The organism is Pseudomonas sp. NPDC087336 (assembly GCF_044744285.1).
Lineage (GTDB): Bacteria > Pseudomonadota > Gammaproteobacteria > Pseudomonadales > Pseudomonadaceae > Aquipseudomonas.
Genome location: NZ_JBIUYA010000023.1, coordinates 90,667 through 113,043, shown reverse-complemented (window position 1 = coordinate 113,043; position 22,377 = coordinate 90,667). Strand labels below are relative to the sequence as shown.

Here is a 22,377-nt window from a genome sequence, read left to right as displayed (position 1 = left end):
TCCGGGCTCAGATTTCGCGTAGCTGCGCGCAAAAAAGGCATTTTGAGCAGTCAGTACGCGGGCAGTCTGGAAGTACCGACTTTTTCAACACAATCGGCCAAAAGCAGCCCCCCAAGAGAGGCTGCTTTTGGCAAGCGGAATTCAATCACCGCTGCATTTCACTCGAATGCAAAAATCTTCTTCCAGTCCTTTTTCATGCTGATCACAGTCCAGCCTTCATTTGTCGCTTGGGTATATAACGATTCGGTGAAGGTGCCTACCTTAGTGTCTGGCAGTCCTTGCGCCGGGCCATAGGCGTACTCACGTTCGGCGTCGTCGTGCAGCACTAGCATTGCCAATCGCGCCCCCTTGCCGGCCTTGGTGTACTCCAGCATTTGCTTGTCACCGGTGGAATTGCCGAAAGCGGCGTAGGGCTGACGCCCGACCAGTAAGTAAATATTCTCTGGCTTACCGGCATCGTTGTCGTTGAGCAATATTTTGGGCTGCTTGATCAACTGCGGCTTGCCGCTTTTGTCATAGCCATAATCGGTGGCCCCGGCACTGCCAACTACCTGTTCGGGAGGAACACCATAGATCTCTTCGGCATAGGCGCGAACGAAGTCCTGCCCTCCGCCGGTGACGATGTAAATTTTGTAGCCATTGTCACGCAGGTATTGCATGACTTCCTTCATCGGCTGGTATGTCAGCTCGGTAAAGGGGCGCTTCCAGCGTGGGTCTTTGGCGTTCGCCAGCCAAGCGTTAACCTGTTGCTTGAACTCATCCGTGGGCATGCCGCTGAGAGTTACCATGGCGATTTTCAGATAGTCATCGAGAGTCAGTTTCGCCATGCTGGCACGATCACCTGACAGCACCGTTTTGAAGGGCTCAACCTGAGCCAACTCGGGTTTGGCCTCGACGGCGGCCGGCACGCGACTCAGGCAATAGAACAATTGACCGTAGGCTGGGTGCTCGACCCACAGGGTGCCGTCCTGGTCAAAGGTTGCGATACGCTCAGCCGGCGATACGTACTGAGCACCGCCTTGCTGGGTGGTCGCTTTGACGAACTCTACAATGGCTTGCTTGGCCGGCCCTTCATTCCAGGACGCTAAAGGGTCAGCAGCGAACACCGCCGTTGACGCGATCAGACTCATACCAATTACAAGGGGCGCACCATAACGTCGCTTGAGGTAAGAGCAAGAACGGTTCGAAGAGGCAAGGGAGTTCCAAATACGCTGCACCAAGCTCATGAATACCATGATGTCTACCTATGAGGGATCTGGTTGATCGTCGGTGGTTACATGGCTGCTCACTCAGGCGATGACGACAGCAGTCAGTTGGGAATTCAGTGTAGTGGGTGTGGGAATACTTGCTATTTCCGCGCTCGTAGAAGGTTTTGCTCGATGAAGGCCCGGCACGGCATGGAGGATTTCTAAGAAGTACGTCTCGAAAAATGCAATACGGGGTAATCAGCTATACCCAATAAGGTAAGTCGGTCAACCACGCGCTTGGGCAGATCATCCATGAACGCCTACTTCACCCTGTTCTTCGGCATGTTCACTACCCTGCTGGCAATCATCAACCCACTGGAGGCCATTCCGGTATTCCTGGGTTTGCTGCAGAACAAGGACACTGCCGAACAACGCCGCGTGGCGCGAAAAGCCTGTCTTTATGCGTTGCTGTTGATGTTTTTCTTTTTGATCTTCGGCAACCTGCTGCTGCGTTTGTTTGAAGTTCCGCTGAGTATGATTCGGGTGGTCGGCGGGGTGATCCTGATGCGGATCGGCTTCGAGCTTTTTGCGCCCTCACCCAACAGCAGCCTGATTCCAAGCGGTGGCAAAGGCGACGAGGACGTATCCTTCATCCCCATGGCCATGCCGATCATGTTCGGCCCCGGCGCCATTGCCACGGTGATTGGCCTGACCAGCACCATTAAAGACTCCGACCGCGCCGTACTGTCCTTCGCCGTCGTTGCGCTGGCGATCTGCGCCACCATGCTGGTCACTTACCTCTCGCTGGCCTACGCCAACACCATCCTCAAAAAGATTGGCCCGCAAGGGATCGATGCCGCGACGCGCATCGTCGGTTTCTTCGTTTCGGCGATGGGCGTCGGCCTGATCTTTCACGGGACGGTGGAATTTCTCCAGTCGTATGGGGTGTTGCTCAACGGTGTAATAAAGTAGGACTGCAAAGCTCATGCAGAACGGGCGCCTGTTTGGGGCGCCCCGTCGTTTAGGACAACTAACCCGCCACGATGTTAATCGTGTCCGTTATGACCGTTCTGCCGCATGGCTTTGAGAATGCCGTCCAGGTTGTAGGTTTCCGGCGCCTGCATGGGCGGGAAGTCCTTGTATGACATCAGTTCCTTCTCCCAGAGCAACTGCCCGATCGGCAACATGTTCCAGTTGTAGACATAGGCATTGCCAGGGGAACCCAAGGCTCCGCCATAACCGGTAATGGACTTCGCGTCAGCGCCGACCGTTGTTTCAAACGGGTCGCGCTTGAGGTTGAGCAGCTGGGTCCAGTGGAACGTGGTCGCGCCATACAACCCGCCTGTCGCGGTATCCGGCACCATGGTGTAGTACATCTTCCAGTTCTTGTAGCGCACCGCCGAAGGTTGCGAGCCGGTGTAGTAGAAGAATGTATCGCGCGCCGATTTGTCGGTTTTACCCGTCAGGTAGTCAGTCTGGTCCACCCCATCGAGCTTGGTCTTGACGATGCCTGGGTAGCTGCCCGCCATGATTTGCTCGTTGAGTTCATTGCCCTTCTTGCCACCAGCGATATTGACCAGCGTCGGTACCCAGTCGAGTGAGGCAAAGATGTCAGTCAGGACGGTGCCAGGTTTGATTTTCCCGGGCCAGCGAATGACCAGTGGCGCGCGCATGCCACCCTCCCAAGTGGTCAACTTGCCGCCCTTGAACGGAGTTGTGCCGCCGTCTGGAAAGGTAATGGTTTCCGCACCGTTATCGGTGGTGAACACGACGATGGTGTTATCCAACTGGCCCATGTCCTCGAGTTTCTTCAGGACATAACCAATGTTGTCATCGAGTTGCTTCATGCCGGCTTCGTTGGTGCCCCAGTCTTTTCCACCGGGCTCACCGACCATCGCGTCGTACTTGGGTGGCAGCACCGTGGTGATGTGCATGCGCGCCGGGTTGTACCAGACGAAGAAAGGTTTGTTGGTTTTCTTCGGATCGTTGCGGTCGAGGAAGTCGATGACCTTGGCGGAGATTTCTTCATCCACAGACTTCGAGCGTTCCAGCGTCAGCGGACCTTCGTCCTTGCACGTGGTGTTCTTCTGCGTTCCGTCGCTGGAAACGCATGACATGACCGGACGAGGTGGCGTCAGGCAGGTGCCTTCCCGCGGATCGATGGCGCCGGGAGCGTCCGGCAGCCCATTGATCGGTGTGGCCTTGCACGGTGGTGCGATGCCCTGCACTTGCGGCGTCTTGTTGATGTCGACAAAACTCACGCCCTGCATCGCGTCGAGGTGATAGAGGTAACCCCAGAACTCCTGGAAACCATGGGATGTCGGCAGTGCTTCAAAGTTGTCGCCGAGGTGGTTCTTGCCGAACTCACCCGTGGTGTAACCCAGGTCCAGCAGAAACTTGGACAGTGCGGGTGTACCAGGGCGCAGCCAGGACGGGCTGCCGGGCAGTTGCGGCGGAATCATCCCGGTACGCAGCGGGTGCATCCCGGTAAAGAAAGCGTTACGCCCTGCCGTGCAACTCTGCTCGGCATAGTAGGTCATGAACTTCGCACCTTCCTGGGCGATGCGATCGATGTTCGGCGTCTCACCGACCGCCAGACCCTGGTGATAGATGCTCGGCTGCATCCAGCCGATGTCGTCGGCCATGATGAATACGATATTGGGTTTCTGATCGGCAGCTTGAATCACTGTCGACAGGCTGGCTCCTGCTGCCAGACTGCTCAACGCCAATCCCGTCAGTACAAGTTTTCTGAGCTTCATGTATTTGATCCTCTAGCAGTTGATTCACAGAAATACCCGTCTCGGATACGTCGTGCTCTCATCTCTCAAGGCTCAAAAACTGCAACTACCCCAATCCCTATACCGACGGTCATCCGCCTTTCGTGTGGGACTCTTAATAAATTGAGCTTTGACCGTAATGGCTTGTGGCTCTTGCCTTTTACATAGCCTATTCAGCCCCTACCACTAACAGGAGAGTGAGTATAGACGCGCATTTACCAAGTGCCGGCCGCAAAGGCGCGTCCTACAGGCGTCAGGTCATTTCACCGCTTTGCCTGGGCGACATCGCCGCAAAAGATATCGACGTTGCCGTCCTCGGGTGAAGTTCGTACGACGACGGAATATTGCCCAGAAAGCAACTCTGATGTTGCGATAGGCGCATTTCGGTAAAAGCTCCAACCGTTGGATCCGGCTTCGTCTTTTGTATTGACCTTATCGTTCATCGCGTAAGCCACTGGCCCGGGTTGCTGGCAACTGCCTTTATTGATGAAGGTGTAAATGCGCGGGGGCAGAATCGTTCCGTCCGGAACACCCGAGATAAAGAAATCAAAGTTGGTTTGATTGCCCTCCGGGGTCAACGTGGCGTTGCCGGTATGTCCGACATTGGCGTGGGTGGCCGCCAGAGGCAAATTCATGGAGTGGTTTGAAGCGGTACTGCAACCGAACAGACTTGCCACGAGAAGCGCTAACGGGACGATGCGGGTATTCATAAACAACCTCCAGAAGTGGAAGAAGTGCATGGGGGAACATTGGGTATAGCTCATAAATAAATGGGCTGTACCTCAATAAATCCGCATTGGACAACCTCGCACCGTCACCCGGCGATCCGGCAAAAAAATAGAAGAAACGCTTACAGTGTCATCTGCCCTGGTGCAAACGCTGAGACGGGTAGCCCTCCAACGTGGCGCAGTCATAACAGGTAAGCTGGCTGTAGTTACTCAGTGATCTCGTGTCTTGTTGAACGAACGTGGTGTGACTGAAGGATCCGGTTTCTAGACTGCTTTCGCCAAAACAGAGGTTGGCGAGTGTCTCCTTTGGGTCGACTGCTGCCCCTCCTGACAGCCAGACGCGGTCATTTGCGCGTTAGTATCATTCGACACAAGGTTGAAATGCCCCCCCATCGTCAGCGCGGATTAGCAGGTAACCAGGCAGGATGCACCACCCGCTGTCGCCCGGCGTAACTGCGACATGACGTTTCCTGCCGTAATCACAGCTGCAGGCGACATTGGGCAGCCGCTCGCGGCCAGCGCCTCTGCGACCCAGGTATTGCAGGTATAAAACAGCGAATAGCTACCCTCGGCCTGGTAAAACCGGCTCTCTCCATACAGGCCAGGCCCGAGCACCGCCAAGGTGCCCGTCGCTGAGTGGGTGAAGGTCCCGGCCACGAACGCGAGCAGTCGCCGGTAGCCGTCCTCCGTCACCCGCACCTCGATGACCTCGCTTGCGGCGAAACGCCGCCTGGGGTTCCCGTCAATCTTGACCGCATGCAGCACGGTTGCCGTCGACCCGAACAAGGCTCGCAGTGCGAGGCTCAAGGTGGCCTGTGGGGCTCGGTAAAAGTCCTCGTCACCCCAGCCGAACTCAATGAAGTCGCCGTCGCCGAACGCTTCGGCCAGTGCGGGAAGCACCTGAAGTAGATCGGGACGCGCAATTGCCAACCCGGTATGCAGGCCATGATTCACTACATAGAAGGACCGCCAATCGCCACCCTCGCCCCTCGGCGGGTCCGACGCGGTAGCGCAGCCGAACAGCGTCAGGATCAGGGCCAGCACTACAATGCGCATGCACAAGGGTTTGGCGACTCGCTAACGAACGTGGAAAACCCCGGCAGGGGTGGGTGCTGTATTCAAGCATAGAAGCTGGCTCGCACCATCAAGCAGGCATCCATGGGCAATCGCGGCAGGCAGAAATCGGCAAGAAGCGTCGACACGATGGCCGATAGGGTCACTAGTTTTCGCCTTCCCTGCAAACAGTTGGCTAAACCGTTGGTACTGTTCCGCCATCAATCACGAACTCACTTCCCGTGATAGATGCTGCTCGCGGTGAAGCCAAGAAACAGATCAGGTCAGCAACTTCGGAGGGCGCCGATGGGCGTCCGAGCGGGATACCTCCAAGTGCTTTCATGATTATGTCCTTACCTCCTTGATAGTCAGTACCTGCCTCCTGCGCGAGTCGCTCGGCTAATGCGACCGACGCTTCGGTTTCAACCCAGCCCGGCGAAACCCGCACTACTCGAATGCCTTTGGGCGAAACCTCTTTCGATAAACTTTTGCTGTATGTCGAAAGCGCTGCCTTGGCCGCCGCGTAGGCTGTTGTAGATTCCGGCAGTGGCAGCCGACTCTGGATGGAGGTGACGTGGATGACAACCCCTTCCTTGCGCTCCAGCATTCCCGGGAGCAGAGCGCGATCAAGGCGCACCGCCGGCAATAGGTTGAGGCTGAGCTCTCGTTGCCAGTGCTCCTCGTCCAGAGCGGCAAAACCGCCGCCAGGTGCCGACGAACCACCGAGGACGTGGATCATTATGTCTACGCCGCCTAACCGCTCCTGGATCGCGGCGATCAGCACATCACAACCTTCCCGGGTCGAAAGATCAGCCGCAATCAGAAGAGCGCCCGACAGTTCAACGTCTACTTGCCTGGCTGAAGTAATCACCTTCGCGCCCTCGGCCAGTAGCAACTCGACGACAGCCTTGCCGATGCCTTTGGTGCCACCTGTGACCAGGACCCGCTTGCCAGTCAAACCTAGATTCAGCATGGCGTGATCTCCAGGGAACGGATTCGACCGCCTTCCAGCGTGAAGGCGTGACTCAGTTGAACCGGGCTACCGGGGAAATTCCCGACAAGGTTCGCAATGACCGTCAGTCTGCTCTGTCCTTGCAAGGCTTGGATTGGATTGACCTGATAGTTGAAGGCCTTGCGGGCATCCTGTTGCCAGGCTTTGATATCAGCGATTCCTTCGTATGTTTTTCTCTCATCGCATACCGTGGCGTCAGAGCAGAAGCAGCTAGAAAATTGTGCTGCATCGCCACCATTGCTGACCGCAAAGTACGTCTGCACGACGTCGGGAAGCTGGAGGGTCATGTTTTCGTTCTCCTGAATCTGGTTGTATGAAGCGATCTTGGGCGCTTTTTTAAGCGAGCCTGATGCAATGAGGCCTCAATCCCGGTCGAGCATCAGGAGATCAATCCCAGTTTCGCTGCCTTGAAGGTGGCCGCCGCTCGGGTCGAGCATTCTAGTTTTCGGAAGATACTTTCCACGTGCGTGCGAACGGTGCTCGGGCTTATTTCCAGTAACCTCGCCACTTTCTTGTTGTTGGCGCCATCGCTGATCTCCCTGAGAATGCGACGCTCGCGCCCAGTGAGTAAAAGCCCACCCGGCCGCTGAATCTGCTGCTCGCCCTGCACAGCCAGCCTCAGCGACGCATTACTTGCTTGAGGTGGCGAGTATTCAGCAGCAACCAGATCGCTTCCGCTGACGATGTCAAAGTACGTCTCGACGCTGCTGACAGGCTGAAGGCTCATTCGCTGATCTCCTGGATGGATTCCCTGCAGCGATATTGCTGCCTGACGGATAGTTTGTTCAACTGGGACAAACCTTTATGACCAATCCCGAAATTCAGGATAATCCATGTCACACGACCGTTTTGGCCTTAGCGAGCTGGACGCAGTTATAGCGGTCGCCCGCAGGGGGTCGTTTCGGCAAGCCGCGATCGATCTCCACATCTCCACCACCGCGTTGAGCAATACCATTGCGCAACTGGAAGCCCGCCTCGAATCGCGGTTGTTCAATCGCACTACCCGTAGCGTGGCCATCACAGAAGCGGGCAGGATATTTCTCGAACAGGTGGGGCCCGCCTTGCAGGATTTGCGTGCCGCACTCGATGCCGTGCGATCGCATAATGCCGGGCCCTCGGGCACGCTGCGCTTCAATGCGTTTGCCAGCGCTGCCCGATCAGCGCTCATGCCCTTGGTGATGGAGTTCTTGCAGCATCATTTGAAAATACACATCGACGTCGTCACCGAAGGTCGTCTGGTGGACATCGTTGCTGACTGCTTCGATTTCGGCGTGCGCTCGGAAAGTCTCGTTCCGAACGACATGATTGTGATCCCCCTCGGCCCGCCACAAAGGTACGCCGTGGTCGGTTCGCAGGCGTACTTTGAAAAACACGGCAAACCGCGAACTCCATCCGAGCTGCTCCAGCATCGGTGCATTCGCGTCCGACTACCGAATGGGGGGATTTTCCCGTGGTATTTCGAGCGAGACGCAGAAGTGACGCGTCTCGATGTGAGCGGGCCGCTTACGCTGGATGAACCTAGTGTGGTCAAGGTGGCGGTGCAGGAAGGCGTGGGGCTCGGCTTTTTCATGGAACAGGACGTTCACCACGAAATCCGCGCCGGACAGTTCGTGCGGGTTCTCGAAGAATGGACACCGCCCAGAGACAAGCTGTGCCTGTACTACCCGAACCGCCGCAACCCCTCTGCGGCAGCCAAGGCATTCATCGACCTGGCACGCGCCCATCAAGCCGATCAGGACGGGCTCGCATGATTCAGGCGTAGCCCGGACGAGGCTCAGGCAATCAATCCCAGTGTCAGCCCCTTCAAGGTGGCGGCTGCCCGGGTGGAGCAATCCAGTTTGCGAAAGATGCTTTCCATGTGCGTACGAACCGTGCTCGGACTGATGTCCAGCAACTGCGCCACCCGCTTGTTGCTGGCGCCACGGCTGATCTCCAGCAGGATGCGGCATTCGCGAGTCGTCAGTATCGAAGCCTTCGGTTGACGCATCCGACGCTCGCCACCTGCGGCGGCAATGACTGCTTCGCAAACATCGTTGTCGAACAAACCACGGTCAGCATCGTGTTTGAGTAACCTGGCTGAATCCGCTTCGCCGTGGGCCGGCCGCCATGGCCTGGCTTCCCTTAGCGCGACCCAGGCGACCGACGTGGCGAACAGGCGATATTCGGCACACAGCGCATCACCCGCCACGCCTCGAAAATAGCCACTGCCGTTGAGCCGCTCATAAGCATGGGTTGCAATCTCGGCGGGTACGGCCAGTTCAGTGAAAGGTCTGAGGGCTTGTTGCGTCCAGTAAGGTACAAGGCGCACCCGCTCCGAAGCGCCGTATGGCAGCGTCCCTGCGGTATTCCAAAGGTGGTTCGAAACGGCTGCCCGGCCGAGACCGTAGATGAACGCGGCTTTGCCAATTTCTGTCAAAATGGGTTCACGCAGCCCCCACAGGCGTGCAGCTTCCACGGCGACATGCGCTACCTGTCGCGAATGCCCTGCCAACCAAGGGAGCTTCAAGTCGATTATGTCTCCCACCAGCGTCAGTGAGACGCAACGCTGCTCAGGCGCGTGGTCAACCGTTTTCGAAAGCGTTTCCAAATTCGCCAGCCAGTCCTTTGCGTTCTCCAGAAGCAACGATACAAGCGACGCTGGATAGCGCCGATCCGACTGCTCTCTGATCCAGCGTAGCGCCGCGCCCAGGCCGTGTGCGCGACTGAGAATATCCAGATCGCCTGCCAGTACTACCTGATAGGCGACGTCTGGAATGTGCTCATGGGTCAGACCCAGCGGCCGTCCGGTGCCGTCGTAGGTTTCGAACACGCGACACAAACCCGCCTCGACGGCGGCACCGAGCTGGAGCGTTTTGGCGATTGCTCCTGATACCTCACAGTGCACGACGGCAAGCGGGGTCGCCTGATGCACCGCGTTCATTTGCTCATTGCCCAGCGTCAAGTCGAGCATCGCGCGGCGGCCATCGACGTCGTCGCCCAGAAGGTCCGCAAAGCCTTCGGCATTGGCGGTGCAACCGGACCAGCGCAGCAAGGCAACCTGCTCCGCTACCTTCAAGTGCTCACCGTCGCCATGCCGGGCCTGCGCCAGCATCCGCGCCAGTGCGGCAACGCGCCGGGAATGACCGAGTGGTTGGCCCATGCTGAGATCACCGATCTGGGCAATCGTCGCCAGTGCCCCGTTGAGGGAGATGTCCAGTTGCAACGCACTATCCATGAAAAATGTCCCGGGGTCGGATAATTGACCGATGCCCTCAACGCAGGCCAGTCAGCAGAATTTGAACTCCCGAACAGGAGCTCATCCAATGAAAACATTCAAATCGAAAGTCGCTACCGTCGCCTTCGCACTCGCCGGTACCTTCATCGCAAGCGCCAGCCACGCGCAGGATACAACGCCTTCCGTGGTGATCGTACACGGCGCGTTCGCCGACGGCTCCGACTGGGCCAAAGTGGTGCCACTGCTTCAGGCCAAAGGAGTGGCCGTTACGGTCGTGCAAAACCCGCTCACCTCGCTTGCCGACGATGTTGCCGCTACGCGCCGCGCGTTGAGCAACCAGCAGGGCAAGGTAGTTCTTGTCGGGCATTCTTGGGGCGGCACTGTGATTACCGAGGCCGGTAGCGACCAGAAGGTCAGCGCGCTGGTATATGTCGCCGCCTTCGCGCCAGAGGCGGGGCAAACCAGCGGCGAACAAGGTAAAGGCGCGCCCACGCCCCCTGGCATCAGTCAGATCAAGGCAGACGGCAACGGCTTCCTCTACTTGACGCCTGAAGGCATGGCCAAGGATTTCGCCCAGGATCTCCCGGCAGCTCAAACAGCCGTCATGACCGCCACTCAAGGTCCCATCAAGGCATCTGCCTTCGAAGATAAAACGACCGTGTCGTCCTGGAAGGCCAAACCGTCCTGGTATCTGCTCGCCACAGAAGACCGGATGATTCACCCCGACGTCCAGCGCTCTGCCGCCAAGCGTATCGGTGCCACCCTTTCAGAGGTGCACACCAGCCATGTTCCCCAGCAGTCGCAGCCCGCTGAGGTCGCCGCAGTGATTCTCAAGGCAGTGCACAGCGTTGGCGAGCAGTGATCGCTGCATCGATACGGAGCGGGCGCATGAAAAATCTACATGATCAACACCATGACTTCATTGTATGTGGTGCAGGTACGGCGGGCTGCGTGGTCGCTGCCCGTCTTGCCGATCAGAAAAGCGCACGCGTCTTGCTGATTGAGGCTGGCGAAGGGTACTCGGGCCCCGAGGTTGCCGAACCGGCGCTATGGCCGATGAATCTCGGTTCAAAGCGCGACTGGGCATTCGAGGGGCAATCCAATCCACACCTCAATGGTCGACGGCTCCCCCTGAGCATGGGTAAGGGACTCGGCGGTGGCTCCAGCATCAATGTGATGGTCTGGTCGCGAGGGCACCGCTCCGATTGGGACCATTTCGCTGCCGAGTCCGGCGACCTGGCCTGGGGCTACGACTCCGTACTCAATTACTACCGCCGGATCGAGAACTGGCAAGGCAGCCCTGATGCCACTCGGCGTGGTTCAGGTGGTCCGGTGCATGTGGAACAGCCGGCCATACCTCAGCCCCTCGCTTGGGCAACGCTGGAGGCGGCCAGCCGTCTGGGTATCCCCAGATTCGACAGTCCCAATGGCGAAATGATGGAAGGCCCGGGCGGGGTCGCCATTACCGAACTGCGCATTAAGCAGGGCAAGCGCGAATCCGTTTACGACTCCTACATCAGGCCACGGTTGCACTATCCAAACTTGACGGTTCTGACAGGAGCACTGGTGACCCGCGTATTGCTTGTCGGTACACGGGCAGTCGGTGTGGAGGTGGTGATCGCAGGCGAACGGCAGTGCTTCCATGCCGCAGCCGAGGTCATCCTGTCCATGGGCGCGGTGCAAACACCCAAAGTGCTCATGCAATCGGGAATCGGCCCGGAAGACGAACTGCGAAACCACGGCATTGCACCGATCAATCACCTCCCCGGCGTGGGCGAGAATCTACAGGACCATCTGGCCTTTGGCTGTACGTGGGAGTACATGCAACCCCAGGCAGTCGGTAGCGGCGGGTGCGAAACCACTTTGTACTGGAAAAGCGACAGTCGCCTGGAAGTCCCGGACCTGTTGCAGTGTCAGCTGGCGTTTGCGGTGCCGTCTCCGCCTGAGGTCGCAATTGAGCCGCCACAACATGGCTGGACAATGTTCGCAGGGCTGGCCAGGCCTGCCAGTCGAGGACGCTTGCGCCTGTCGGGCGCCGGGCCACTGAATGCCCCACTCATTGAGCCGAACTCCCTGAGTGCGCCCGAGGATATGAAAGCGGCGTATGCGTCGATCGAGCTGTGCAGGGCACTCGGTAACAGCGAAGCCTTCAATGGGCCGGTCAAACGCGAAGTTGTGCCCGGGCCGAAAGAACATCGCGCTATGGAGCAGTTCATCCGCAACTCTGCCGTGACTTACTGGCACCAGTGCTGCACCGCTAAAATGGGCCGAGATGCAATGTCAGTGGTCGACCATCAACTGCGTGTGTATGGGATCGATAAGCTGCGCATTGCGGATGCCTCGATCATGCCGCGAATTACCATTGGCAATACGATGGCGCCGTGCATCGTCATCGGCGAACGAGCAGCAGATCTCATCCTCTCCGCGCACGGAGTAATCGCTGCGGCCACAGCGCCGGACGGTAGTTCGTGAGAATACTGACAAACCCCTGGCTCACTGGCAGATATTGGCCGATTGTGTTGAAAAAGTCGGTACTTCCAGACAGCGCTCGTACTGACTGCTGAAAATGCCTTTTTTTTTTCGCGCAGCTACGAAATCCGAGACCGGAATCCTCCGCTCACAATAAAGATTTCAATCTCAAGCGCGTACTTTTCTGCAGTGGAAACATGGCCGACTTTTTCAACAGAATCGGCCAAAAGCTGCCATTCACTTAAGTAAATCGTAACGATATAGCAACCGAACAACTCCCGACTTTGATTTGCTTAATTCGGTGGCGCCGTCCCGAACCCGCGAAACGCGAGTTCGGGGTCTTCCCAATCGCCACGGATAGCGACGAACTTCAGACAGGCGCAGAGATAAAGCAGAGACTCTCTTGTGGAGAGTGCACCGACAGCAAGGAGCTTGGTAAAGCGCCTCGATTGGGCATGGCTACTAACGCCGTGGAACGCGTAGCGTCCGCCCGCTGTAAAAAGCCCCCACAGCAGGTTCAATTATGGGTGCTGAAAAAACTACTCAATCAGTTCGCAGAGGAAATGCTCTGGGTCAAATCGATTAGTACCGATAGGTTACCTGCACCGAAAACCCGTTCGCGCTATTGTCGTAGTTGGCACTGTACTCCGGTTGAAGACCGGAGTTGTTCGACTGTTTTACCGAGACTTTGGAATCCCAGAGGTAACCATAAGCAAAGTCTATCGTCAGATCGGAACTCGGCGAATAAGCGCCACCCAAGGTCACGGCTTGGCGATTCCCAACCGGTATGCGCACGCTGCGATCGGCATTCCTGATTGGCGACGGATCATAGGCGTAGCCTGCACGCAGCAGCCATTGCTGGTTCAATTGATAGGATGCGCCCACTGCAGTGCTCCAGGTGTCGCGCCAGTTCATTTCTTCGATCACATGTCCCAAGCCAGCCGCCTGCCCCATGGGGGAAAGACCGCTGTTGACTGCCTCAACCTTCTGGATTCGGCTCCAACGCTTCCAGGTGGTCCCCAGGTATCCCGTCCAGCGACTATTGAAATGATGGGTGATGGACGTGTCCACCGATTCGGGCATTGTGAGGTTTATCTTGTTGTCATACTTTCCGTCCAGCGGGATAACGCTCGGAGAGCCGGAAACCTCTGTATGCCCTTCGAGTTCATAGTCCACCTTCGAGTGATAGTTAATCCCCCAACTGGTAGCCTCATTAAAATCAATCAGGATGCCGACGTTGTAGCCAAGTGCCGTGTCATCGCCTTTGATGGTGACCAGTGTGTCCTCGCCGTTGTTCAAGGCACCGGTGGCCAGGTAATTCTGAAGTTTTGCATTGAAACGGTTTATGGTTGGTCCGCCACCAATGGACACGTAGTCATTGATCCGCCAGGCAATGGTGGGCTGCAGGGTTACTTCCTTGGTCGTGCTATAGGAACCATGGTAGCGGCCCTGAAAAGAGCCCTCGTAATCATTGATCAGACCACTCGGAGCATAAAGGCCCAAACCAATCGAAAAACGATCATCAAGTGGCGTCGACATATAGGCGAAGGGCACAACCCCCAACGGTACCGAGTCCCCCTCATTCGTTCCTGGGGCACTGCTGTGCGCGTCACTGATGTCGTCGCTCACCGAAACGACCGCGGCTCCGCCGGAAATCTCACTACGCTTCAACCTGGTCAAGCCTGCAGGGTTTCCAAAGATGGTGCTGGCGTCCAGCGCGGAAGACGACCTTCCCGCATAGGCAGTTCCCGCACTGCTTGCACTTTGTTCGTTCAGGGCAATGCCATTGGCGCTTGCAATGGTGGAGGCGCCAAGTAGTGCAATGGCACTGCTGAACTTGATCCAGAGACACGGGATCACGCGGCTATTCAGTTTCATTTTCCACCTCTTGTTTATTGTTTTTGTTGACTGCACGCAGGCAAGGCTTCGCCGTCCTGTGCACTTTTCAGTGCCAGTTGGCGTTGATCCAAGTTGTGTCAAAAGCCCTGGCTGAACAGCGCCAGGGCATGATTGCCAGACTTACGGATTGCGAGTCAGAAACTCAGTTAACCCACTCGACTTGAAAGCTGTAACGCCCCAGGAGCGGAGCCAGGACTGCCTGGCCAGTTCCGGCCCTGACGCAGGCAACCTGCCCACGACGATTGTCCTGCACGACTTCGACAGCAATATCCGAAAGCCCCAGGCGTTCCACTTCCTGCTGGACTACTTTGGCAATTTCGCGCTGCTGCAAAGCGGGCTTGAATATCTTGCCCACCGCAGTCAGTGGCAACGCTTCGAGGATTTCAATGCGCTTGGGAACGGCTGCCCGCTCGCTGATGTTCTGATGAGCGAACGCCTCAAGCTCTTCGGCGTTGCAAACTTGCCCGGGGCGCAGTTGAACGTAGGCAACCGGCACCTCGCCCGAGTAGGCATCGGGGCTGCCGATTGCAGCGGCCAAGGCGACAGCAGGATGCGCCTGAAGCGCCTCCTCGATTTGCTTGGGATCGATGTTGTGACCACCGCGAATGATCAACTCCTTCTTGCGACCGGTCAGCCAGAAGTATCCCTGCGCATCCTGGCGACCCAAGTCACCCGTATTCAGCCAGCGCTGACCGTCGATATCGATCCAGAGTCCCTGGTTATGACGCTCCTCCAAATAGCCATCGAAGAGGTTCGGTCCACTGATCGTGATGAGGCCGATCTCATCCACGTTGGCGTCGCGCAGGTACTCTCCCGAATCATTGAGCACGACCGCGCGCATATTCTGGTAGGCGATCCGTATCCCGATGGAGCCGATATGGCGCTCGCCCTGGGGTGGATTGATCGAGGAGACGCAGGCACCCTCGGTAAGACCGTAACCTTCAAGGATCTTCACCCCGGTCCGACGCTCGAACTCGCGGAACAGCTCAGCCGGCATGGGTGCGGCGCCACAGATTGCATAGCGAAGACTGGACAGATCCCGGCCCTGCCATTCATTTTGCAGAAGTGCTGCATAGACCGTGGGCACGCCGGAAAAGAGGTTGATACCGAAGTGCTCGACCATCTCCCAGAATCGTGGAATCACCCCCTCGCCACGATACCCTTGAGGCGTGCCGAGAATCACATGGTCGCCTTGAGTCCAAGGCATCAGTCCAGTCACCAGCTGGCCATTGACATGAAATAGCGGCAGGCCACAGAACATGACCTGGACACCATTGCGTGGCTGCATGTGAGCGGCGATGGCCCATGCGTTGAATACTTCAGAGCCGTGGGTACGCGCGGCGATCTTGGGAAGTCCCGTGGTGCCACCCGTACAGATGTAGGAGGAGCAATCATCCTCGCGGAATTGCCGATCGCTCTTGAGGTATGTGTGTGGCTGAGTCTCCATCAGCGATTGCCAATCGTGGATCGCGATGCCGCTGTGCAAGTCTCGCTCCTTCAGTGCCACGGCTTTCAAAGCCCCACGCACTGGTTCGTCGACATAGGGCGCCATGCTGACCCAAACGACAGACCTGATCCCGGGTAACTGATCCAGCTGCGAAGCCAGTTTCGGCCACAGGTCGCTGCCTGGAGTTGGCGCGAGCGTCACCACCACCGATGCCTTCGCGGCATTCAGCAAGCCAGCCATCTGCTTGGCCTCAAGCAGAGGATTGATCGCCATGACGATGCCTGCCGCCTCCCCGCCCCATATCGTGAAATGGGTTTGCGGCAGGTTGGGCAGGATGAAGGCAATCACCTCGCCCGGTTTTATGCCCAGGTCATGGAAGGCATTTGCCGCGCGGGTGATATCCGCCAAGAGCTGGGCGTAGTTCCACTCGTGGGTGCGCTTGAAATCGGCGGCATCGGCGAAGAAGCTTAGCGCCGGTGCCTGGGGGGTGCGCTCGGCCGCCTGTCGCAGCGCTTCATAAGTGCTGCAAGCCAGGCCGCGCTCCGACAACGGGACTCGTTCGAGACTTTCGATGTCATCCAGCGTCTGTACGACCATCAGGCTTCTCCCACGACGCGGTTGCGTTGGACGCCGAGGTCGATCACACCATCGGCGCTACGAATACGCGCCTCGACCACGTCACCGGCGTTGAGGTACTGCGTCCGGCCTTCCTGTGCCTTCAGGAAAAGCTTCCACTTGGTGGCTTCGGGCAGCAGGGCTGCAATGCGCATTTTCGCAGGCGAAGGGATCGTCAGCGCGCAGCCGGCAGGTGTACCGGTGGCGATCAGGTCGCCAACATCGAGATCTTGCAAGGCGCTGAGTTCGGTCAGGGTCTCAGCGGGGCCGTAAACCAGATTGGCCGTGCTGTCGTTCTGTCGTACCTGGTCGTTGACTGTGAGTCGTAGCTGCAGTTCTTTCAGGTAATGCATGCTCTTGGCATCCAGCAGGCACAGGTACGGGCCGACCGGACCGAAAGTGCGGTAGCTCTTGCCCTTGTAGAACTGCATCTGGGGAATCTGGATGTCACGCGCCGAGTAGTCATTGACAATGACCACGCCGGCAATGAACTCATGCAGATTGGCGTCGGTGACGGCAATGGCGCCGGTGATCGGGCGCTTCATCACCAGGCCCAGTTCGATCTCGTAGTCGAGGAAGCGCACGTGGCGCGGCTTGATCAGGTCGCTGTCAGCCGCTACCAGGCAACTCGTCGCCTTGGTGAAGATCATGTTGAATTTCTTCGCGTCCGGGTCCATGCCCGACTCGATCATGTGCTGACGATAGTTGGCACCCTGGCAGACGAACTGCTGGTTACGGGTCACCGGCGACAGCAATTTTACTTCGCCCGCATCCAGCTCCGAGCCTTTGAGCTGAGCGAGGTCCTCGATACTGTTCTGGCGAAGGAAGTCACCGGTGGTTTCAAAAACACCGGGGACAACTGTGATACGGCCCTGGCGAAGCACGCCCCAGCGGATACCGTTCTGAAATTCGAAGCGGACTACGTGTACAGCAGACATTGAAGGTACTCCTGGAGCGGCGTTTGTCCCGCGCTCGGTGGCGCAAGAAAGGTGGTGTTGTTCTGAAGGGGGACTGGCAACGGTGTAGACCCACGCACCGCCAGCAATCAAAGCGCCGGCTTTAAGCAGGTCCCGCCGGCCAAACCGGGTTGAGTTGTCCGACATGGCGGCAGCTCTACCCGAACATCCGCATGAGTGTTACCAACTTTCGGATGGTCAGGTCCGGGCTGCGTCGCAGGTTGCGGATCAGCAGAATCAGATTGGCCAGGGTCATCTTGGGTTGGGTAAAACTCTTGGGCATGCACTGCCCCCACTGCGCCATTGCCTCGGGGCTCACCGGATGAATGCCCGTAGGCCGTGTGGCTGTGAAAAGATCCCCGTCGCAGTAATGCTCATGCTTGTCACCCCAGGGGTCTTGCCAGTAATCGAATATCTGACTGCCCAGAATGTGTCGGCCGATGCCCCATGAGTGCGCCCAACCACGCTCGCGCAGGACGCGCTGCCCCATGCCCACGGCGTCTGCGTCGACGACCTCATAGGCGCTATGGCTATAGGTCGCCACGAACCCTTGCGCAATCGCGAGCGTATGGTGATCCGCGGGAATGTCACCGAGATCAAGGCGCATGAAAGTGACAATAGGCGTGCCGTCGGGGAGTACCTGCACATCGCTGGGAATAAACCCGAAATGCTGCGTATACCAGGCACAGGTCGCCTGATAATCAGCCACTTCAATGACAATGTGGCCAAGCTTGAGGACTTCAGCGGGCGCAATCGGCGGGCGCTGAGTGGCGTTGATTCGTGGCTGCTCGTGCGCCAGATTCCAGTGCAAGGGAGCTCTATGTGCCAGCGTCTTGCCTGGCATCTGGTCGCAGACGGCTTCCACGATGAAACCGGACGGATCCGTCAGCCTGACGCAATACCCTTTACCGGGATGTTCCGATTTCTCGACCGAAGACGCACCCGGGATTCGAGTGAGCTTTTCCAGATCTGCCAGGGACTGCACGGCCAGTCCAAACCCGATAAACCGCGCCTGTTCGGCACGTTGGACACGGTAACAATAGGCAGTTGCGTCAGTGGCACGTAGATAAAGCGTCTCGGCGTCCTGCCGACTTACCGTCAGGCCGAAGTCAGTCAGGAAACGCGCCGCCTCATTCAAGTCCGGCCGTTGAAAGATCAGGTGAGTCAGATTCTGGGCCTTCACCGTCGGCTGCGGATGCCGGGCGGGCTGTTGTGTCGCTAACCGGTGCAATTCGATTTTATTGTTCATTGTTGTTGATTTCCGGGTTTTTAGGGCAAAGCTGTCCCCCACCCCTGAAACCAGGGGTGTTGTCTGGTTGAGTCAGTCAGGTCAGTCGAGAGACGGAAGTGCCGGCAACTCCTTGGTCGCCAACTCACGCGCCTCCTCTGCCGGTACACCTAATGCGCGCAGTACCAGCTCGGCGGTATGAGAGCCTGACTCGCGCCACGTTTTGTGACCTTCCAGTACCAGGAAAATCGAGCCAAGCACGCTGCTCGATATTAGCGTCAGTACCGAGAGCAATTGCTCCTGCGCAAACGTGTAGCGCCCAGTGGAAAGCCCGCTCAGAAGATCCGTGGTCGCCTGGCTGCTGAACATTTCGCGCAACGCCGAATTGCTCATGGCGAATTTATGGATGAATGCGCCCCACTGGGAGTCTTCGTGCGCTCGACGAATGAAAAATCGAATGCCATTGGCTAGGCGATGAGCGGGATCCGAGAGGGAGTCGAAGCTCTTGTTGATGCGCTCATGCATCTCCCTCGCGAGATGGCTGGCGACTGCCTCGAACAGGCTTTCCATGCTGTCGATGTTGCTATAGACCGTTCCGCGCGCCACGCCTGCTTCTTGCGCGAGATCAAGGATGTTTACTTGTGAGGTGCCTCTCTCGGCGAACAGGCGAAAGGCAGCTTGATGAATGCGGCGCTGTGTTGGACTCAGGGATTCCACGGTTCTCTCTCCAGGATTACCTTATGAATCGATTGAACACTCGTGTTCACATCAAGTCAACCATGTTTTTTCAGCTTTGTCGGTTTTTTATCTGAATACGACTTTAAACCCATGGTGACAGATCAATAAATGCCATGCACATTGACATAAATGAACACGCATGTTCAATTACGTCATGATCTGGCTTGCCATCTCGGCGGCCATCAATCCGGCCCATCGATGGAAAACAGAAGCTCAAACCCTGAGCAGGCACTGTGAATACAGCGCTCAAACGGTATGACCCTAAGCGATGGCTGGCCGACTTTTCATTAGCTGAAGGACAGAACATGACCTGCTCAAATCTCTTCAAACCGCTTCGATTACCCAACGGCACGGTGATTCCAAACCGAATCGCCAAGGCTGCCATGGAGGAGAACCTTGCTAATGAGGATCACGCTCCAGGGGAAGCGCTGGTCAAGCTCTACCAGCGTTGGGCGGAGGGTGGAGCCGGCCTGATCATCACTGGCAACGTCATGGTTGACCGCCACGCCTTGACCGGCCCCGCTGGCGTAGTGCTCGAGGACGATCGGAACCTGGGTAAATTCAAGCTATGGGCCGACGCTTGCCGCAGCCGTGGAGCCCAGGCCTGGATGCAAATCAATCATCCCGGACGGCAGCTATTGGCTTCAATGGGGCAATCGGCAAGGGGCCCTTCCGCCGTGGCGGTCGATATCCCCGGGCTTTCAAAAGCATTTGTGCCGCCCAGGGCTTTGGAAGAGCAGGAGATCGAAGAGCTGATCGGGCGCTACACCCAAGCGGCGGTGCTGGCCGAGCGTGCCGGATTCACCGGCGTGCAGATTCATGCCGCGCATGGCTACCTGTTCAGCCAATTCCTTTCGCCCTTGACCAATCGGCGTGATGACCGCTGGGGCGGTAGCCTGGAAAACCGTGCGCAAATTCTATTGAAAACCATCGACGCCATTCGCCAGCGCGTGGCACCGATCTTTTGCGTCGCTGTGAAGCTCAACTCCGCGGACTTTCAGCGCGGCGGGTTCGATGCCGAGGATGCAGCTCGCGTAGTGGAAATGCTTAACACCAAGGCAGTTGACCTGGTCGAGTTGTCGGGTGGCAGCTACGAAAGCCCAGCCATGCAGGGGCAGACGCGCGATGGCAGCACCCTGGCTCGAGAAGCCTATTTTCTTGAGATCGCGCAGAAGATAGGAGAAATAGCGCGCATGCCGCTGATGGTCACCGGCGGCGTGCGCAGAAAGGAGGTCGCGCAACGAGTGGTGAGCGGTTCGGTGTCGATGGTCGGACTTGCCACTGCTTTGGCAATCGAACCAGCCCTGCCGAAACAGTGGATGGCGGGTCGGGACACCAAAGTGGAGCCCATCGTTGTCCGCTGGAAGAACAAGGCGCTGGCATCACTGGCAGTGGCATCGGTCATCAAGAAGCAGCTCGGCTTGTTGAGTCAAGGGAAACGGACAAAACCCGGGACGTCGCCACTCATGGCATTGATCGGCAATCAGTTGAAGGCCCGTCGCCAGGCGAAGCGCTATCGGCAATGGGTAAATAACATTTGACAGATACAGATCAAATAAGACAGCAGGTCAGGCGGATTTCGCTCGGCCTAGGCCGGCATCTCCCAGCCTGACCAGAGTCACATCGGGCTGCATGAACAGCTCGTTTTCGACACATCGCCCCCTACCCATAGGTCGATTACAAGCTCGGTCATTGGCACGATATGGGCTACTAGCGCCATGAGTTGAACACGATGGAACGCCCGCTGGTGAAATCTGTCAGTTTCCGAAACAAGTGCATAGGGTGTGTGTGCTATGAGCCGATTGTCGGCCTTTGTAATAGTCCGCAACCGGCCAATTGCGCCTCTTGGAAGTCCCTAGAAATACTCCACCCTCTGGTTTACGCAGTGGGAGCAAAACTTACTCAAAAAGGACGATACCCGCATGTCAAAGGCTACTAGCTCCCCTACGCGCAAGCACAGCCCCTTGCAGGTCTTGAAAACCGATATGAGGATCTGGTCTGCCCATTGGACGTTGATCAGCGGTGCCACGATATTGCAATGCGGATGGTGCGCCGAGGAGCAAGCATTGTCAGAGGCCGGACGCCCCTTTTTGCATGCGCCCGACTGCTCAGCTCCCGAAGGCGCTGTAGCTTATCCATGGCACGCCTTGTGGGCCTTGTTGGGCAGGTTGCCGGCGGTGAAGTAATGAGCGACCGCGACAGAAACGAAACGAGCGCACCGTGGCCAAGGCTGCGCCTGCCGGCGCCGTTACAGGTGCGGGTGCGGGTGCGGGTGCGGGTGCGGGTGCTGAAATTGCTGGAGCGTAGGCACACAGATGGGAAGTACAGGGCTACCGAGCATGCAGGTTAAATCCGACGCAACTAACTGGTCAGACTGAACAAAAATGAATCGCAAGTTTGTGCAGCTACCCAGGTAATGGCTTTGCGGCGATTTTCCGAGCTTTGGCAGGCGTTACGCCCAACGCCTGAAGAATCATTTCGGCGACCCGCACATCATGCTCCACCACAGCCCGACCATCGACAACTGAGCGCATCGCTCCGGTTGTGCACGATAAGACCAGATCCAGGGCAACCCCCTCCTCCTCATATGCCAAAGTTCCTGCACGCAGACCGTCACGCAGATCGCCAAGCACATGGTCAGCCAGACGCGAGCGCATGGCCTGGTCGAAATGAATGATGCGCAGCAGCGCATTCGCCCATTGGTGGTCAGTCGCAGCCCGACATACAAACATGCGTACACCAATCGAAAGCCGCTGCGCTCCGCAGAGCACGTCCGCGTTCAGGACAGAAATGGCATCAGAAAACTCCGCGGCCATGGCAATGCCCACTGCTTCGAAGACTTCGTCGCGCGTTCGGAAATAGTTGTAGATGGTGCCGTTGGATACCTCTGCCTCCGCGGCTACCTCAAGCAGTGTGATTTCCCCAGCCTCCTTACGTGCGACAAGGCGCAATGCCGCGTCCATCAGACCGCGACGGGTGCGCGCACGCTTCTTGTGCCCCCGGGTGAGAGGTTCTGGTGCCGCGGGTTCTAAAGGAGGTGTGGGGGAATGCATG

The 22,377-nt window shown here is 57.6% G+C and carries 18 protein-coding genes and 1 pseudogene; 5 read left to right on the top strand and 14 right to left on the bottom strand.

The features are described 5' to 3' along the window. Positions 1-158: 158 nt before the first annotated feature. A complete protein-coding gene (locus ACIO0C_RS22035) occupies positions 159-1,235 on the bottom strand; it encodes an HAD family hydrolase (protein ID WP_401315208.1) in 1,077 nt (358 codons plus the stop codon). Positions 1,236-1,499: 264 nt separating this feature from the next. Here ACIO0C_RS22035 and ACIO0C_RS22030 point away from each other — a divergent pair, with 264 nt between their 5' ends. Further along, positions 1,500-2,159: a MarC family protein gene (locus tag ACIO0C_RS22030; RefSeq protein WP_401315206.1), complete on the top strand. Its 660-nt coding sequence runs from the start codon at positions 1,500-1,502 to the stop codon at positions 2,157-2,159. A gap of 74 nt (positions 2,160-2,233) precedes the next feature. On the opposite strand, the gene ACIO0C_RS22025 is transcribed toward ACIO0C_RS22030, so the two are convergent. From ACIO0C_RS22025 to ACIO0C_RS22000, 6 genes and pseudogenes are all read right to left on the bottom strand, one after another. Next, a complete protein-coding gene (locus ACIO0C_RS22025; RefSeq protein WP_401315205.1) occupies positions 2,234-3,946 on the bottom strand; it encodes an arylsulfatase in 1,713 nt (570 codons plus the stop codon). Between the two features lie 281 nt (positions 3,947-4,227). After that, on the bottom strand, positions 4,228-4,674 hold the full coding sequence (locus tag ACIO0C_RS22020; RefSeq protein ID WP_401315204.1) for a hypothetical protein: 447 nt from the start codon (positions 4,672-4,674) through the stop codon (positions 4,228-4,230). A gap of 423 nt (positions 4,675-5,097) precedes the next feature. Then, positions 5,098-5,736, bottom strand: a complete 639-nt coding sequence (locus tag ACIO0C_RS22015; protein ID WP_401315203.1) for a DUF2459 domain-containing protein — start codon at positions 5,734-5,736, stop codon at positions 5,098-5,100. Positions 5,737-5,941: 205 nt separating this feature from the next. Next, positions 5,942-6,718 carry an SDR family oxidoreductase gene (locus ACIO0C_RS22010; RefSeq protein WP_401315202.1) on the bottom strand — a complete coding sequence of 259 codons (777 nt, stop codon included), beginning with the start codon at positions 6,716-6,718 and terminating at the stop codon, positions 5,942-5,944. After that, positions 6,712-7,044, bottom strand: coding sequence for a nuclear transport factor 2 family protein (locus ACIO0C_RS22005; RefSeq protein ID WP_401315200.1), 333 nt, complete (start codon positions 7,042-7,044; stop codon positions 6,712-6,714). Before ACIO0C_RS22005 ends, ACIO0C_RS22010 begins: the two co-directional genes overlap by 7 nt. A gap of 92 nt (positions 7,045-7,136) precedes the next feature. Beyond that, positions 7,137-7,334, bottom strand: a pseudogene (locus ACIO0C_RS22000) (response regulator transcription factor); the annotation flags it as partial. Between the two features lie 256 nt (positions 7,335-7,590). On the opposite strand from ACIO0C_RS22000, the gene ACIO0C_RS21995 reads away from it, so the two are divergent. Continuing rightward, complete coding sequence (locus ACIO0C_RS21995; protein ID WP_401315198.1) at positions 7,591-8,508, top strand: LysR family transcriptional regulator; 918 nt, start codon at positions 7,591-7,593, stop codon at positions 8,506-8,508. A 23-nt stretch (positions 8,509-8,531) separates the two neighbouring features. On the opposite strand, the gene ACIO0C_RS21990 is transcribed toward ACIO0C_RS21995, so the two are convergent. Continuing rightward, positions 8,532-9,971 (bottom strand): HD domain-containing phosphohydrolase, encoded by a 1,440-nt coding sequence (locus ACIO0C_RS21990; protein WP_401315196.1) that lies wholly within the window; start codon positions 9,969-9,971, stop codon positions 8,532-8,534. Between the two features lie 88 nt (positions 9,972-10,059). On the opposite strand from ACIO0C_RS21990, the gene ACIO0C_RS21985 reads away from it, so the two are divergent. Together ACIO0C_RS21985 and ACIO0C_RS21980 are read left to right on the top strand one after the other, a co-directional pair. After that, positions 10,060-10,833 carry an alpha/beta fold hydrolase gene (locus ACIO0C_RS21985; RefSeq protein ID WP_401315195.1) on the top strand — a complete coding sequence of 258 codons (774 nt, stop codon included), beginning with the start codon at positions 10,060-10,062 and terminating at the stop codon, positions 10,831-10,833. A 26-nt stretch (positions 10,834-10,859) separates the two neighbouring features. Beyond that, positions 10,860-12,443: a GMC family oxidoreductase gene (locus ACIO0C_RS21980; protein ID WP_401315193.1), complete on the top strand. Its 1,584-nt coding sequence runs from the start codon at positions 10,860-10,862 to the stop codon at positions 12,441-12,443. Between the two features lie 579 nt (positions 12,444-13,022). Here the strand turns inward: ACIO0C_RS21980 and ACIO0C_RS21975 are convergent. From ACIO0C_RS21975 to ACIO0C_RS21955, 5 genes are all read right to left on the bottom strand, one after another. After that, on the bottom strand, positions 13,023-14,318 hold the full coding sequence (locus tag ACIO0C_RS21975; RefSeq protein ID WP_401315192.1) for an outer membrane protein transport protein: 1,296 nt from the start codon (positions 14,316-14,318) through the stop codon (positions 13,023-13,025). 163 nt (positions 14,319-14,481) lie between these two features. After that, a complete protein-coding gene (locus ACIO0C_RS21970; protein ID WP_401315190.1) occupies positions 14,482-16,383 on the bottom strand; it encodes an acyl-CoA synthetase in 1,902 nt (633 codons plus the stop codon). Continuing rightward, the gene (locus ACIO0C_RS21965; protein WP_401315189.1) at positions 16,383-17,339 is read right to left on the bottom strand and encodes a fumarylacetoacetate hydrolase family protein; all 957 of its coding nucleotides are present in this window, start codon (positions 17,337-17,339) and stop codon (positions 16,383-16,385) included. Before ACIO0C_RS21965 ends, ACIO0C_RS21970 begins: the two co-directional genes overlap by 1 nt. Positions 17,340-17,514: 175 nt before the next feature. Then, a complete protein-coding gene (locus ACIO0C_RS21960; RefSeq protein WP_401315187.1) occupies positions 17,515-18,606 on the bottom strand; it encodes a VOC family protein in 1,092 nt (363 codons plus the stop codon). An 81-nt stretch (positions 18,607-18,687) separates the two neighbouring features. Further along, the gene (locus tag ACIO0C_RS21955) at positions 18,688-19,302 is read right to left on the bottom strand and encodes a TetR/AcrR family transcriptional regulator (RefSeq protein ID WP_401315185.1); all 615 of its coding nucleotides are present in this window, start codon (positions 19,300-19,302) and stop codon (positions 18,688-18,690) included. A gap of 326 nt (positions 19,303-19,628) precedes the next feature. Here ACIO0C_RS21955 and ACIO0C_RS21950 point away from each other — a divergent pair, with 326 nt between their 5' ends. After that, a complete protein-coding gene (locus tag ACIO0C_RS21950) occupies positions 19,629-20,864 on the top strand; it encodes an NADH:flavin oxidoreductase/NADH oxidase family protein (protein WP_401315184.1) in 1,236 nt (411 codons plus the stop codon). An 864-nt stretch (positions 20,865-21,728) separates the two neighbouring features. Here ACIO0C_RS21950 and ACIO0C_RS21945 read toward each other — a convergent pair. Then, positions 21,729-22,376 carry a TetR/AcrR family transcriptional regulator gene (locus ACIO0C_RS21945; protein ID WP_401315183.1) on the bottom strand — a complete coding sequence of 216 codons (648 nt, stop codon included), beginning with the start codon at positions 22,374-22,376 and terminating at the stop codon, positions 21,729-21,731. Position 22,377 lies beyond the last annotated feature (1 nt).

Excerpts from the sequence above, each read along its gene's own strand:
- ACIO0C_RS21985 (WP_401315195.1), top strand. The coding sequence starts at position 10,060 with ATGAAAACATTCAAATCGAAAGTCGCTACCGTCGCCTTCGCACTCGCC.
- ACIO0C_RS21970 (WP_401315190.1), bottom strand. The coding sequence starts at position 16,383 with ATGGTCGTACAGACGCTGGATGACATCGAAAGTCTCGAACGAGTCCCG.
- ACIO0C_RS21965 (WP_401315189.1), bottom strand. The coding sequence starts at position 17,339 with ATGTCTGCTGTACACGTAGTCCGCTTCGAATTTCAGAACGGTATCCGC.
- ACIO0C_RS22020 (WP_401315204.1), bottom strand. The coding sequence starts at position 4,674 with ATGAATACCCGCATCGTCCCGTTAGCGCTTCTCGTGGCAAGTCTGTTC.
- ACIO0C_RS22010 (WP_401315202.1), bottom strand. The coding sequence starts at position 6,718 with ATGCTGAATCTAGGTTTGACTGGCAAGCGGGTCCTGGTCACAGGTGGC.
- ACIO0C_RS21990 (WP_401315196.1), bottom strand. The coding sequence starts at position 9,971 with ATGGATAGTGCGTTGCAACTGGACATCTCCCTCAACGGGGCACTGGCG.
- ACIO0C_RS21980 (WP_401315193.1), top strand. The coding sequence starts at position 10,860 with ATGAAAAATCTACATGATCAACACCATGACTTCATTGTATGTGGTGCA.
- ACIO0C_RS22035 (WP_401315208.1), bottom strand. The coding sequence starts at position 1,235 with ATGGTATTCATGAGCTTGGTGCAGCGTATTTGGAACTCCCTTGCCTCT.
- ACIO0C_RS21950 (WP_401315184.1), top strand. The coding sequence starts at position 19,629 with ATGACCTGCTCAAATCTCTTCAAACCGCTTCGATTACCCAACGGCACG.
- ACIO0C_RS22030 (WP_401315206.1), top strand. The coding sequence starts at position 1,500 with ATGAACGCCTACTTCACCCTGTTCTTCGGCATGTTCACTACCCTGCTG.
- ACIO0C_RS22025 (WP_401315205.1), bottom strand. The coding sequence starts at position 3,946 with ATGAAGCTCAGAAAACTTGTACTGACGGGATTGGCGTTGAGCAGTCTG.
- ACIO0C_RS21995 (WP_401315198.1), top strand. The coding sequence starts at position 7,591 with ATGTCACACGACCGTTTTGGCCTTAGCGAGCTGGACGCAGTTATAGCG.
- ACIO0C_RS21975 (WP_401315192.1), bottom strand. The coding sequence starts at position 14,318 with ATGAAACTGAATAGCCGCGTGATCCCGTGTCTCTGGATCAAGTTCAGC.
- ACIO0C_RS21960 (WP_401315187.1), bottom strand. The coding sequence starts at position 18,606 with ATGAACAATAAAATCGAATTGCACCGGTTAGCGACACAACAGCCCGCC.
- ACIO0C_RS22005 (WP_401315200.1), bottom strand. The coding sequence starts at position 7,044 with ATGACCCTCCAGCTTCCCGACGTCGTGCAGACGTACTTTGCGGTCAGC.
- ACIO0C_RS21945 (WP_401315183.1), bottom strand. The coding sequence starts at position 22,376 with ATGCATTCCCCCACACCTCCTTTAGAACCCGCGGCACCAGAACCTCTC.